Genomic DNA, 13885 nt, shown 5'->3' on the forward strand with positions numbered 1-13885 from the left:
CCGTCCCCCTCCTACGTTCGCCGTACGCGCCGGCCGTTCTCGCGATGGCCGCACTCGCGATTGCCGTACTGATGTACGGACGCACGACATGTGTCGGATGGTTGCACGGCCGTCACCGGCACGCGCCCACCGGCGACAGCCCCAACCACCCGTCACACCGCCGCAGGCTCGTCCTCCCCGACGAACGTGCGCCACAAAGCGGCATACCTTCCGCCGAGGCGGAGCAGCTCGTCGTGCGTGCCGTCCTCCACGACCCGGCCGTGATCCATCACCACGACCCGGTCCGCGCGGGCTGCCGTGGTCAGGCGGTGGGCCACCACCAGGGTGGTGCGGCGGCCTGCCAGACGGTCCGTGGCCTGGTTGACCTGGGCTTCCGTCGCCAGGTCCAGTGCGGCTGTCGCCTCGTCGAGGAGCAGGACGTCCGGGTCGACGAGTTCGGCGCGGGCCAGTGCGATCAGCTGGCGCTGGCCCGCGGAGAGGTTGCGGCCGCGCTCGGCGACCTCGTGGAGGTAGCCGCCGTCGAGCGTCGCGATCATCTCGTGCGCGCCGACCGACCGCGCCGCCGCCTCCACCTCGGCGTCGGTCGCGGCCGGACGGCCGTAGGCGATGGCGTCGCGGACGGTGCCGGGGAAGAGATACGCCTCCTGGGGGACGACGCCCAGACGGTGGCGGTACGAGGTGAGGTCGAGGGACCTGATGTCCGTGTCGTCGACCGTCACCCGGCCGCCCGTCGGGTCGTAGAACCGGGCCACCAGCTTCACCAGGGTCGACTTGCCGGCGCCGGTCTCGCCGACGAACGCGACCGTCTGGCCGGCGGGGATCCGCAGGTCGATGCCGCCGAGCGCCTCCTCCTCCGCGCCGTACGCGAAGTGCACGTCCTCGAAGGCGATCTCGCCGCGCAGGGAGAGCACTTCGAGCGGCTCGTCGGCCGTCTTCGTGGACGTCGGCTCCTGGAGCAGCTCCTGGATGCGGCCCAAGGACACCGTCGCCTGCTGGTAGCCGTCGAAGACCTGGGAGAGCTGCTGGACGGGGGCGAAGAACAGGTCGATGTAGAGGAGATACGCCACCAGGGCGCCGGTGGTCAGCGTCGCCGCGTCCACCCGTCCCGCGCCCGCGATCAGGACCGCGGCGGCGGCTGCCGAGGACAGCAGCTGCACGAACGGGAAGTAGATCGAGATGAGCCACTGGCCCCGGATGCGCGCCCTGCGGTAGCTGTCGCTGCGTTCCGCGAACCGGGCCCCGCCGTCCCGCTCGCGCCGGAAGGCCTGCACGATCCGCAGCCCGGACACCGACTCCTGGAGGTCGGCGTTGACCGTCGACACGCGCTCGCGGGCGAGTTCGTACGCCTTCACGCTCGCCCTGCGGAAGAAGTACGTGGCGATGATCAGGGGCGGCAGCGTCGCGAAGACGACCAGCGCGAGCTCCACGTCGATGACCAGCAGGGCGACCATGATGCCGAAGAAGGTGACGACCGAGACGAAGGCGGTGACCAGGCCGGTCTGGAGGAAGGTCGACAGCGCGTCCACGTCCGTCGTCATCCTCGTCATGATCCGGCCGGTCAACTCCCGCTCGTAGTAGTCGAGTCCGAGTCGCTGGAGCTGGGCGAAGATCTTCAGACGGAGGGTGTAGAGGACGCGTTCGCCGGTGCGGCCGGTCATCCGGATCTCGCCGGACTGCGCGACCCACTGCACCAGCACGCCGGCCAACGCGAGCAGCGAGGCCGTCCAGACGGCGCCCAGCGCCATCCGCGTCACGCCCTGGTCGATGCCGTGCCGGATCATCACCGGCAGCAGCAGGCTCATACCGGCGTCGACGGCGACCAGGCCGAGGCTGACGAGCAGGGGCGCGCCGAAGCCGCGCAGCAGCCTGCGCAGACCGTAGGACTCCTCCGGCCGGACCGCCTGTCCCTCGTCGACCTCGGGTGTGTCGGCGGCCGGGGGCAGCGCCTCCACCTGGGCGAGGAGTTCGGGGGTGGCCGGCGAGTCGGCGAGGGCCGGGTCCTTCGGCTGCCGGTCGCCGGTCCACAGCCGGGGGGTCACCCCGCGCTCGGCGTCGAACTCGGCGTCCAGCTCGTCGCGGACGGAGGTGTCCTCGCCCGGCGCCACCGGCTGGGCGTGGCCGGGTGAGACGCCGCCGAGCTCGTCGGGGTCGGTGAGCAGCCGGCGGTAGAGCGGGGAGCGTTCCTGCAGCTCCTCGTGGGTGCCGAGGTCGGCGAGCCGGCCGGAGTCGAGGACGGCGATGCGGTCGGCGAGGTTGAGGGTGGAGCGGCGGTGGGCGATGAGGAGGGTCGTGCGGCCCTCCATGACGTGCTTGAGCGCCTCGTGGATCTCGTGCTCGACGGCCGCGTCCACGGCGGAGGTGGCGTCGTCGAGGACCAGCAGGCGCGGGTCGGTGAGGATCGCGCGGGCGAGCGCGACGCGCTGGCGCTGGCCGCCGGAGAGGGTGAGGCCGTGCTCGCCGACCGTCGTGTCGTAGCCGAGGGGCAGCTCGGCGATGAAGCGGTCGGCCTGGGCGGCGCGGGCGGCCGCCTCGATCTGCTCCTGGGTGGCGTCGGGACGGCCGTACGCGATGTTGGCGCGGACCGTGTCGGAGAACAGGAAGGAGTCCTCCGGGACCAGTCCGATCGCGGCGCGCAGCGAGTCGAGGGTGAGCTCGCGGACGTCATGGCCGCCGATCAGGACCGCGCCCCGGGTGACGTCGTAGAAGCGGGGCAGGAGGAGGGAGACCGTCGACTTGCCGGAGCCGGAGGAGCCGACGACCGCGAGGGTCTCCCCCGGGCGGATCTCGAAGGTCAGCCCGTCGAGCACCGGGTGGTCGGGGTCGTAGCCGAACGCGACGTCGTCGAACTCGACGGCGGCGGGGGCGTCGGCCGGGAGTTCCTTCCCGCCGTCCTGCATCGACGGCTCGGTGTCGATCAGTTCCAGGACGCGTTCGGTGCCCGCGCGGGCCTGCTGGCCCACCGTGAGCACCATGGCGAGCATCCGGACCGGGCCGACGAGCTGGGCGAGGTAGGTGGAGAAGGCGACGAACGTGCCGAGGGTGATGTGCCCGCGCACGGCCAGCCAGCCGCCGAGCGCCAGCATGGCGACCTGGCCGAGGGCGGGGACGGCCTGGAGGGCGGGGGTGTACCTCGAGTTCAGGCGGATCGTGCGCAGCCGGCCGGCGAACAGCCGGCGACCGACCTCGGCCAGCTTCCCGGTCTCCTGGTCCTCCTGCCCGAAGCCCTTCACCACGCGTACGCCGCTGACGGCGCCGTCGACCACGCCCGCGACCGCCGCCGCCTGCGCCTGGGCGTACCAGGTGGCGGGGTGGAGCTTCGTACGGCTGCGTTTGGCGATGTAGGCGAGGGCGGGCGCGACGGCCAGGGCGACCAGGGTGAGCGGGAGCGACAGCCACGCCATGATCACCAGGGAGATCAGGAAGAGGAGGAGGTTCCCGATCGTCATCGGGAGCATGAAGAGCAGGCCCTGGATGAGCTGGAGGTCGCTGGTGGCGCGGCCGACGACCTGGCCGGTGGACAGCTCGTCCTGCCGACGGCCGTCGAGCCGGGTGATCGTCTCGAACATCGCGGTCCGCAGGTCGTGCTGGACGTCGAGGGCGAGACGGCCGCCGTAGTAGCGGCGGACATAGGTGGCGGCGTAGACGAGCACGGCGGCGCCGATCAGGGCTCCCGCCCAGGGGGCCATGTCACGGGTGTGGCCGACGACGACGTCGTCGATGATCACCTTGGTGACCAGCGGGACCAGCGCCATCACGGCCATGCCGGCGAGGGAGGAACCGAGCGCGAGGACGACGTCCGTCGGGTGGCGCCAGGCGTACTGGGCCAGCCTGCGCGCCCATCCTCGTGGTTTCTCCCCCTGGTGCACTGCCACGCCGGAGCCCTCCTTCAGACCTGATCTTCCGGAAGGCACCAACGTCGAAAGGAGCGGATTTCATCCCTCCGCAACAAAAGCGACCGCGCGCGGTCGGATGCATACCCGCAGGTGTCAGACGCGTACCCGCAGGTAGTAGAAGCGGGTCGTCTGGGTCGCGCCCTGGTTGTCGTCGCTGACCAGGAGGACCTTGAGGCGGCCGCGCTCCCGGCCGGTGATCGCCATGCCCTCGATGTTGTCCAGGAGGGGGTTCGGCTGGGGCTGCTTGGCCGTGGCGCCCAGTGACGGGCAGGTCACGATGTCGGTGAGCAGCGTCTTCTTGATCAGGCGGACCTCGTCCTGGCCGGTCAGGTTCTCGATGCCGGTCGTGTTCGTCGCGCGCCGCGGGTCGGCCAGATAGAGGCGGACCGTGTTGCCGACGCCGGCGGTGAAGCCGCGCTCCAGGACCAGAAGGCGGCCGTCGGGGGTGGCCTGCACCTCGGGGACGCCGAGGCCGGTGTCGGTGCGGTACGCGTACTGGGCGCCGAGCCGGAAGTGGTCGCCCTTGGTCCGCTGCCAGGTCTGGAAGCGGACGATGCCCGCGCTGTCCCCGGAGATCGCGTACTCCATGGACGCGAGGAGGGTGCGGCCGCCGGGCAGGAGGGTGAGGCCCTCGAAGGTCTGGTTCACGGTGGCGCGGCCCGCGGGGGCGACCAGGAGCGAGGACGGCACCGGAAGGCGGTCGAGGATCTTGCCGTCGGCGCTGTAGCGACGGATGGACGGCTCGGTCTCGGAGGAGATGAGACGGGTGCCGTCCCGGTCTATGACCAGGCCCTCGGAGTCGAGGGCGGCGCCGTTCTCGTCGGCGAGCGCGACGACCTTCTTCGGGGCGAGGGTCGTGGCATTCAGGTCGAAGAGGGAGGAGCGGTCGGAGAGGGCCGCGAGGGAGCCGTCCCGGTCGACGGCGAGGGCGGAGAAGTTGCCGACGAACGTGCCGTCGTAGGTCGTCTTGTCGAGGGCGTCGGAGAAACGGTCGAGGGAGACGGTCGGCGAACAGGCGTTGCTTGCGGCGGTGTGGGCGTTCGCGGGCCCGGCGGCGGTGAGAGCGGTGGCCGCCGCCAGGCCGGCGGTGAGGGTGGCGAGTACGGTTCGCAGGCGCATGGACGTCACCGTAGGACGGACCGGTGACGTGCGGTGGGACAGCGCGTAAAAGATCGCTCAGGACGCGGCCAGGTCCTTGTGGACGACCTTGGCGACGCCCTGGATGGTCGTGATGCCGTAGTTCATCGTGCTGTTGCCGTGGGTGAGGACGCTGATCATGTAGTCGTGGCCGCCGCCCTTGAAGGTGCCGACGCTGTGCACCCGCCAGCCGTGCGTGGCGCGCGACAGCCAGCCGTTCTTGACGTGCCAGGAGACGTTCGAGGGCCGCCCGTACGGCGTGCCCCAGCGCTGCGCGGAGACGACCTGGCCCATCAGCGTGTTGACGTAGGCGCGCGAGGCGTCGGTGAGGACCGTGTTCTTGGCCGTGAGCAGTTTCATCAGCTTCTGCTCGTCGGTGACGGTGATCTGGGTCAGGCCCCAGTAGCCGTTCGCGCCCGGCTTGGTCTGCGTCATCTTCGCGGCCGTCAGGAAGCCCCTGATCTTCGTCAGGCCGAGCTGCTTCCACAGGGTGGAGGTGGAGGCGTTGTCCGACTTGGTGATCATGGCCTTGGCGAGGGTCTTCTCACGGCTGGTCAGCGCGCGGTGCGTCTTCTGCGCGTCCCACAGCAGCGCGGAGAGGACGGTCACCTTGACGACGCTGGCCGAGTCGTAGGCCGTCGAGGCGCGCAGGGTGCAGGTGGTGTCGGTGCTGCGGTCGTAGACGCCGACCGCGATCGTGCCCTTGCGGTTTGCGAGCGCCGCGGTGATGTCCTTCTTCAGCTTGGCCGCGAGCCCGGCCTTGGCCGACGTACAGCTGACGGTGGGGGTGGCGGCCGCCGCGGGTGCGGCGGTGGCCACGCCGGTTATGAGGACGCCGGTGCCGAGTGCGGTGGCGACCAGCCCCCTCCTGCGTCTGAGAGTCCGGTGAGTCATACACGCTTGACTCACCAGTTCGTATGAATGGTTGTACGAGTGCCCGGGGATATCGGCGACACCGGGGATATTGGGGAACGCCTGGGCAACCCGTTACCGACCCCAGTGCTTCTTCACAGGTTGCGGCCAGGCTCGGCACAGCGACCACCCACAACCGGCGTACAGCATCCGCAGGGTGACATCAGCCACCGATCCGCACCCCCACACGACCGTGTCCCCCGACTGGGCCCCGCCGTCGGCGACCACCGCGGCGCCGCCACCGGACAAGGCGCCACGCTGGTCGCTGCCCGCGCTGCTCGCGATCCTGGTCCTCGCGGCCGTGCTCTACGGCTGGAACCTGTCGGGCAACAGCCTCAACAGCTTCTACAGCGCCGCGATCTACAGCGGCACGCAGAGCTGGAAGGCATGGTTCTTCGGCTCGCTCGACGCCGGGAACTTCATCACCGTCGACAAGCCGCCCTTCGCGCTCATGATCATGGGCCTGTCCTGCCGGATCTTCGGCTTCGGCACCTGGCAGATGATGGCGCCGGAGATCGCGGCGGCCCTGGGCACGATCTGGATCCTGCACTCCTCCGTGAAGCGGGTGTTCGGGCATGCGGCGGCGGCCGTCGCGGCCCTCGTCCTCGCGCTGACGCCGATCACCGTCGCCATCAACCGCGACAACAACCCCGACACGATCCTTGTGCTGCTGATGGTGGCGGGCGCCGCTCTCGCGCTGCGCGCCACGCGCGACGACCGGCTGCTGCCCCTCATCGGCTCGGCGGTGTGCTTCGGCCTCGCCTTCAACACCAAGATGCTCCAGGGCTACATCGCCCTGCCCGCCGTCTTCGCCGTGTACCTGTACGCGTCGAAGCTGGGCTGGAAGAAGAAGGCCGTCAACCTGGCGCTGGCGGCCGTGGCGCTGGCCGTCGCCAGCTTCTGGTGGGCGGCGGCCGTGTCCCTCGTCCCCGCCGACGACCGGCCGTACATCGGCGGCTCGACCGACGGCAGCGCATGGGACCTGATCATGGGCTACAACGGCCTCGGCCGGGTCCTCGGCGGCGAGGGCAACGGCGGGGGCGGGGGCGGCGGGGGCGGCACCTTCGCCGGGACCGCCGGCATCGGCCGGATGTTCAACGACGTCCTCGGCGGCCAGATCTCCTGGCTGATCCCCTTCGCGGGCATCGCGTGCGTCGCCGGCCTGGTGCTGTGCGGCCGCGCCGCGCGCACCGACGTCACCCGGGCCGCGCTGGTGCTGTGGGGCGGCTGGCTCGCCCTGCACTACCTGACCTTCGCCATGGCCGAGGGCACCATGCACCCGTACTACACGACCGCGCTCGCCCCGGGCATCGCGGCGCTGTGCGGTGGCGGCGGCGTCATGCTGTGGCGCGCCTTCCGCGGCGGCGACGCCCGCTGGTCGTGGGTGCTGCCCGCGGGGCTCCTGGTCACCGGCGTCTGGGCGATCGTGCTGCTGCGCCGCGCCACCGGGTGGAACACCTGGCTGTGGCCGGCCGTGGGCGTGGTCATGGTCCTGGCGGTCGTGGGCCTGTTCGTGCTCCGGTCCGCGAGCTCCGGCACCCGGCTGCGGCTGCTCGGCGCGTCCGTCGTCGCGGCGATCGTGGCGGCCCTCGCGGGTCCGACCGCGTACGCCGCCTCGCCGGCCTTCGGCTCCTCCAGCGGCATGATGGGCGGCACCAACCCGACCGCGGGCCCCTCCACCGGCGGCGGCATGGGCGGTCCCGGCGGCGGTGGCGGCGGCCGGGGCGGCAACGGCGGCGGTCCCGGCGGCCAGGCGGGCGGCGGCACTCAGGCGGGCGGCCAGGCGGGCGGCGAGTTCCCCGGCGGCGGCAACGGCCAGATGAACCCGGGCGGCGGCACCGGCGAACTCCCGCAGGGCGGCGGCGCACCCAGTGGCGCGCCGAGCGGCCAGAACGGTCAGGACGGCCAACAGGGCGGGGCCGGCGGGGAGTTCCCCGGCGGCGGCACTCAGGGCGGCGGCGAGAGCGGCGGCACGGCTCCGGGCGGCGGGACCGCCGGCGGTCCCGGCGGCAGTGGCGGCGGAGGCATGGGCGGTGGCGGTGGCGGCGGTATGGGCGGCGCCGACAGCCAGCTCATCTCGTACCTGGAGAAGAACCAGGACGGCGCCAAGTGGCTGATCGCGGTGTCCAACTCGCAGAGCGCGGGCCAGATGATCCTCAGCTCCGGCAAGCCCGTCATCTCCATGTGGGGCTTCACCGGCTCCGACCAGGCGATGACGCTCGCCAAGCTCAAGGAGCTGGTGAAGAAGGGTGAGCTGCACTACATCCAGCTCGGCGGCGGCGGTATGGGCGGCAACAGCAGCCTGAACCAGGAGATCACCACCTGGGTGCAGAAGAACGGGACGGCGGTGAAGGAGAGCGAGTACAGCTCGACTTCGACGTCGGGGTCGACCTCGGGGTCGACCTCGGGTTCGGCCTCCGAGTCGGACGCCTCGTCGTCGTCCTCGTCCTCGTCCAACACCTCCACCATCTACCGGCTGGACGCCTCCGACGTGAGCTGACCGGCACGGCGTCAACGGCCCCCGACTCTTCTGTCGGGGGCCGTTTCCATGCGTTCTCGGTGCATCAACTCGCGTAGACACGGGGCGATTTGCCGGTTCCCGTCACCTGATGGACATGTCAGATTCATTGCCATGACCGCATGTGCATGTCACTCTCCCGATTGCCGCCTCCAATCAACCCGCGTAGATCGGACACCTACATGCTGGCGACACGCATACGCCGATGGAAGTCGGTGGCGCTTGCCACCACTGCCGTCCTGGTCGGTCTCACCGCGCCCACGCTCACCGCGACCCCCGCCGCGGCGACCACGACGGCCTACGACGCGACGTACTACAAGAACGCGGTCGGCAAGACGGGTACGAGCCTGAAGTCGTCCCTGCACACGATCATCAGCGCCAACGTCACGAAGATCTCGTACTCCGCGGTCTGGGACGCGCTCAAGGTCACCGACCAGGACCCCAACAACAGCAGCAACGTGCTCCTGCTGTACAGCGGCGTCTCGCGCAGCAAGTCCCTCAACGGCGGCGACGTCGGCGACTGGAACCGCGAGCACACCTGGGCCAAGTCCCACGGCGACTTCGGCGAGGCGATCGGCCCCGGCACCGACCTGCACCACCTGCGCGCCTGCGACGTCCAGGTCAACAGCATCCGCGGCAACCTGGACTTCGACAACGGCGGCAGCACGGTCACCAACGGCGGCGGCAGCACCGTCGACTCCGACTCCTTCGCGCCGCGCGCCGCGGACCGGGGCGACGTGGCCCGCATCATCCTCTACATGGCCGTCCGCTACGAGGGCGACGACGGCTGGCCCGACCTGGAGCCCAACGAGAAGGTGGCCAACGGCAGCAACCCGTACATGGGCAAGCTCGCCGTTCTGAAGGCCTGGAACGAGGCGGACCCGCCGAGCGCCTTCGAGGAACGGCGCAACCAGCTCATCTACGACACATACCAGCACAACCGCAACCCGTTCATCGACCACCCGGAGTGGATCGAGGCGATCTGGTAGTCCCGGCGTGACGCGCTGAACGCGCACCGGACCCACACTGAACTCCCCTTGCCCAGAAGGGGAGTTCAGCTTTTTTGGGCCATGCTTCACACCCGTTTGAAGCAGACCGTGTAGGCGATCTCCGGAAAGTCACTCGACCGCCATGTGGTCAACGGGTACGAACCGCAGTAGGCGCTGTCGTAGTACCGGGCGACGCGCCCCATGACCACCGCGTTGGCCCGGCTGCACGAGGCCGCCTGGAACTCCAGATGTCCCGGGGTACCGGTCGCCAGGAGACAGGAGCCGACGACGGCCCGCCCGGCCGCGTCGGGAAAGTTCATCGACAGACACTGCACGACATTGAGCTCGCTCCACGCGGCCGTGGACGACAGGGTCTGCTCGACGTTGGAGTACGGCCCGCAGCGCGAGATGTCGTCGGTGCCGGTCAGACGCGCCTTCACGGTGAAGTTGCCGGTGACGCAGTCCCGTCTGGCCCAGTTGCTCCCACGGGAGTTGGGGCCGTAGACGCACTGGCCCGCCACGGCGTGATAGGCGGTGCCGGCCTGGTAGGAGAGGCACAGCACACGGTTCACGTAAGCGTTGCTGACCGGGTAGTCCACGTCGGCCACGCCGGCGCACTCAGCCGTGTCCGAGGTGCCGTCGAGCGCCTTCATCACCTTGAAGACGCCGTTCCGGCAGTCGGACGCCTCGAGTTCCGGCTTGGCGTACGTCCCGTCGTTGGCGAGGCAGTCGCCCTGGCCCGCGGTCTCCATCACACTCGTCGGGGTCGGGCTCGGCGTCGGAGTGGGCGTCGGCGTCGGCGCCGGTGTCTCGACCGGGTCGGTCGTGGGGTCGTCCGGCGGCTCGTCGTCCGTCGATGTGTCCGGACCGGTGTAGGTGTCCGACGACGACTGCGTGGAGCCGAGGTCGTCGTCGTCGGAGCTGCTGTCCGCGAAGTGGTTCGGCAGCCAGACCAGGAGCACCGCGCAGACCAGGACGGCCAACGCGGCGAGCGCCCCACGCGATCCCGAACCGCCGGGACCGGGGCCCGGCTCAGGCGGCGGCGGGTCCGGAGTCCCCGACGGCTCCGGCCCCGGCTCCGGCTCCGGCCCCGGAAGTGCGGGCGTCGGCGTCGGCGGGGTGGGGGCGGGCCTGTTGACGACGTCGTGCGCCTGCATGAGCCGGCGCAGGGCCTGGTTGCGTGCATGGATCGCGGGTGCGGCCTTCTGCACGGGCAGATAGGCCCCCGGCGCGACCGTGCCGGTCGCCGCCTCGCAGATCTCGACCACCTCTTCGGGCGTCGGCCGCTCCGCGGGATCCTTGCGCATGCAGCGCCGGACCAGCTCGCGGACCTCGGCGCCCAGGACGCTCAGATCGGGCTCTTCGTTCGCGATGAGGTTGATCATGCCGAGCGGGTCCTCGGCCGTGAAGGCGTCCTTCCCCGTGGCGAGGAAGTAGAGCGTGGAGCCCAGGGTGAAGACGTCCGACTTGCCGGTGATCTTCGCCCGGCCCGACACCTGCTCCGGGGACCGGTAGGCCGGCGTGCCCAGTTGTACGTTCGTGCGGACCATCAACGTGGTCGCCACGGACTTGGCGATCCCGAAGTCGATGATCTTGGGGCCGGTTTCGTCCAGCATGATGTTGGCCGGTTTCAGGTCGCGGTGCACGACGCGGACCTTGTGGATGTCCTTCAGCGCCTGCGCGATCCCCGAGGCGATCAGCAGGACCTCCCGGTCGGGCAGCGGGCCCGCCTCCCTGACCAGTTCCTGGAGCGAAGGCCCGCACACGTAGGTGCTGGCCAGCCAGGGTTCGGCGGCCTTGGGGTGCGCGTCGACCAGTCGCGCGACACGGCTGCTGTCCACCTTCCACAGGAGATCGACCTCCCGGGCGAAGCGGTCCCCGAACTCGGGGTCCTGGCCCAGATCGGCCCGCAGGACCTTGACGGCGACGGACTGTCCGGCGGGAGGGAAGGCCAGATAGACCCTGCCGACGCCGCCTGCGCCGAGGCGCGCCCTGAGCTCATAGGGGCCGACCTTGCGCGGATCGCCCTCCTTCAGCGACTCGAAGCGATACTCGGCGCCGCCGCGCACGGCCGCCTGACCGCGCACGAACAGGAACTGGTCCGGTCGGCCGCTGTAGTGCAGATCCGGCACCGGAGGAACGCCCGCGTTCGAGATCGCGTTCTGGACGCTCGCATCGCGCAGCCGGCGTGCGACGTCCTCGTGGAGATGGGCGACCGTGGCTCCGAGGGACTGCTCGCCGTGCGCCTCGCGGACCGCCTCGGAGAGAAACTTCGTGAAGTAGGTGAGGCCGCCCTCCTCCTGCTCGAAGAACGTCCGCTGGGTGTGACCGCAGGCGGCCCAGATGTAGGTGCCGGCGCCACGCGACGAATGGGCGTTCTCGGCATGGGCGGACGGGGTGGCCCCGGATTCGACCTCTCGGGTGGCGAGGCCGGCGCAGCAGCAGTCCAGGATGAGGATCTTGATGCGCGCCTTGCTGTTGCGTTCCACCTGCTCCCGTACGTCACGGAAGCGGAGCGAGGTCAGCGCCCGCTGCGGGACGTCCTCACTCGTGTCGGTCAGGGCGAGCCCGAGATCAACCTGATGGTTGCTTCCGAACAGCGGCTGGCCATGGCCGACGTAGTAGAAGAGCAGTACGTCCTCGACGTCGCCGATCAGCTCGGTCATCTCCCGCAGCAGCTTGCCGCTGTCCCGCCGGTCCCTGAACGTGGTGATGCGGCCCTTGGGCCATTCGCCCGGCCCGGTCAGCAACCGGCGCATCTCCTTGAGACTTTCGGAAGCCGCCGGCATGGGACTGCGGTCCGCGAAGCCTGCGGTGTACCGCGAAGTGCCCAACAGGATCGCGCGCGACCGACCGAAGTCGATGTCGTCACGCTGGCTCATCCGGACCCCTCCGGACCCTCCGGATCCTCCGAACGCTCCGGAGCCGCATCCGAACCCGCCTCCAAGGACTTGGCCGTCTCGATGACCTCCTGCAACACGGCCTGGGCGTTGCGTCCCGTCACCTTGAAGCGCCGGTCGCCGACCTCCAGTTCGATGTCCGTCACCTGCCCCTGGATCCACAGTTGCAGGGCGTGCACCGCCGCGACGAGCGGACCGCCCGCGGCGCACACCACGGCCAGGAAGTCCCAGACGGTTCCCTGACTGTTGGGCTCAGGAGGCCGCTCCCTGGCCTCCACCGCGACCCCTTGGTGCCCGTCCAGCCATGCGCGCAGGCTTTCCAGTTGGCCGCCGTTGCTCAGAAACACGCGAAGTTCGACCGTCATTGTGCAGTAACACCGCAACTTCCCCCGGCATCCCTACTGGTAGCCGTCCTAGTTGTAGGTGGTGAGCTCCGGACAGCAGGTGCAGAGGGAGACTAGACCGCCCCCCGAACGCCCGTCCAGGCGCTCCACGGCGCGTCGCCCGACCGTGGCCGGACAGCGTGACGGTACGTCAGCAGCCGTCGGCGCCGTCGAGTCGCTCGGCCCGGGGAGCGCCGTACCAGCGCCACTCGGTGAGGCGCGCCCGCCCCGGCAGCTCGCCCCGCCCGGTCGCCCACAGCAGGGTCGGCCACCGGGCGGTGTCGGTCGGGGCGGCCGGGAAGAGACGCGTCAGCGCGCGGTCGCACAGTCCGGGTTCCGGTGCCCACTCCACCCCGAGCCCTTCGGCGACGTCGTGCAGGTGCACCAGCGTCTCGACGACGCCCATCGCGGCGAAGCCCTCGGGGTCGGAGGCGCCGAAGACATGGTGGGACCTGACGCTCGGCGCGGTCGTCCGCACCATGGCCGTGAGCAGAGCCCCACTGGCCTCCAGCACCTGAACGAGCCCGGCCGCCCCGGCCGCCCGGTCCGCGAAGACGACGTTCGCCGGCCCGCCGGACCTCTCCCGCCGCCAGACGAAGGGGATCTCCCGGTCCGACGGCGGGCTCTGCGGCCCCAGTTGGGCGGCATAGGCGAACAGGTCGTCGGCCAGATGCTCGACGGTCTCCCAACAACTCCACTCCAGGGAACCGGCTTTGGCGTCCCAGTCGACTGCCCCGGCACCCCGGAGGGCGGCAGCGGCTTGGCGTACGGCGGACTCGACATCGTCGGCGGTGACACGGGGGGCGGGCATGCCGGGACCGTATCAACGATCATCTTGGCCGACAGGGAATTGCGGGGCTCTTGGCGGGCTCGCCGATCACTGGAAGATCAACACAGTATGGGGAGCGCGCGGGCGGATGTGAGGGTGTTCCCGTTGATGCGCCGTACACGAAAATCCGATCACGGCCACCGCCAACCATCAGCGGGGATCGAAGTGTCAGGCATCTACCGGGACCGGACAGCGGTTCGTGATCGCGGCGCGGTACAACTTTCCCTACATCATCAAGGCCCGCGCACGGCGCGGGCGCGCGCCGCCTCTGCGGCGCGGCCTGCCTCCTGTCTGCGCCCCGGCTGGCCGCGCCCGGCGGCGCGC

Annotated in this window: 8 protein-coding genes; 2 read left to right on the top strand and 6 right to left on the bottom strand. The window is 70.6% G+C overall.

The window, feature by feature from the left end:
- Positions 1-152: 152 nt before the first annotated feature.
- The 3 genes from ACWD4O_RS16915 to ACWD4O_RS16925 all read right to left on the bottom strand — a co-directional run bounded on the left by ACWD4O_RS16915 (position 153) and on the right by ACWD4O_RS16925 (position 5924).
- On the bottom strand, positions 153-3872 hold the full coding sequence (locus ACWD4O_RS16915; protein WP_451280515.1) for an ABC transporter ATP-binding protein: 3720 nt from the start codon (positions 3870-3872) through the stop codon (positions 153-155).
- Between the two features lie 114 nt (positions 3873-3986).
- Positions 3987-5012, bottom strand: a complete 1026-nt coding sequence (locus ACWD4O_RS16920; RefSeq protein ID WP_451280516.1) for an esterase-like activity of phytase family protein — start codon at positions 5010-5012, stop codon at positions 3987-3989.
- A 57-nt stretch (positions 5013-5069) separates the two neighbouring features.
- Positions 5070-5924 (bottom strand): serine hydrolase, encoded by an 855-nt coding sequence (locus tag ACWD4O_RS16925; protein WP_451280518.1) that lies wholly within the window; start codon positions 5922-5924, stop codon positions 5070-5072.
- A gap of 175 nt (positions 5925-6099) precedes the next feature.
- Here ACWD4O_RS16925 and ACWD4O_RS16930 point away from each other — a divergent pair, with 175 nt between their 5' ends.
- Together ACWD4O_RS16930 and ACWD4O_RS16935 are read left to right on the top strand one after the other, a co-directional pair.
- Positions 6100-8442, top strand: coding sequence for a glycosyltransferase family 39 protein (locus ACWD4O_RS16930; RefSeq protein ID WP_451280520.1), 2343 nt, complete (start codon positions 6100-6102; stop codon positions 8440-8442).
- Positions 8443-8642: 200 nt separating this feature from the next.
- Positions 8643-9449, top strand: a complete 807-nt coding sequence (locus tag ACWD4O_RS16935) for an endonuclease I family protein (protein WP_451280521.1) — start codon at positions 8643-8645, stop codon at positions 9447-9449.
- Between the two features lie 86 nt (positions 9450-9535).
- Here ACWD4O_RS16935 and ACWD4O_RS16940 read toward each other — a convergent pair whose 3' ends face one another.
- The 3 genes from ACWD4O_RS16940 to ACWD4O_RS16950 form a co-directional block, all read right to left on the bottom strand.
- Complete coding sequence (locus tag ACWD4O_RS16940; protein WP_451280522.1) at positions 9536-12331, bottom strand: caspase, EACC1-associated type; 2796 nt, start codon at positions 12329-12331, stop codon at positions 9536-9538.
- Positions 12328-12714 carry an effector-associated constant component EACC1 gene (locus tag ACWD4O_RS16945; RefSeq protein WP_451280524.1) on the bottom strand — a complete coding sequence of 129 codons (387 nt, stop codon included), beginning with the start codon at positions 12712-12714 and terminating at the stop codon, positions 12328-12330. Before ACWD4O_RS16945 ends, ACWD4O_RS16940 begins: the two co-directional genes overlap by 4 nt.
- A gap of 169 nt (positions 12715-12883) precedes the next feature.
- Positions 12884-13543 (bottom strand): hypothetical protein, encoded by a 660-nt coding sequence (locus tag ACWD4O_RS16950; RefSeq protein WP_451280526.1) that lies wholly within the window; start codon positions 13541-13543, stop codon positions 12884-12886.
- Positions 13544-13885 lie beyond the last annotated feature (342 nt).

The organism is Streptomyces sp. NPDC002623, from assembly GCF_053592635.1.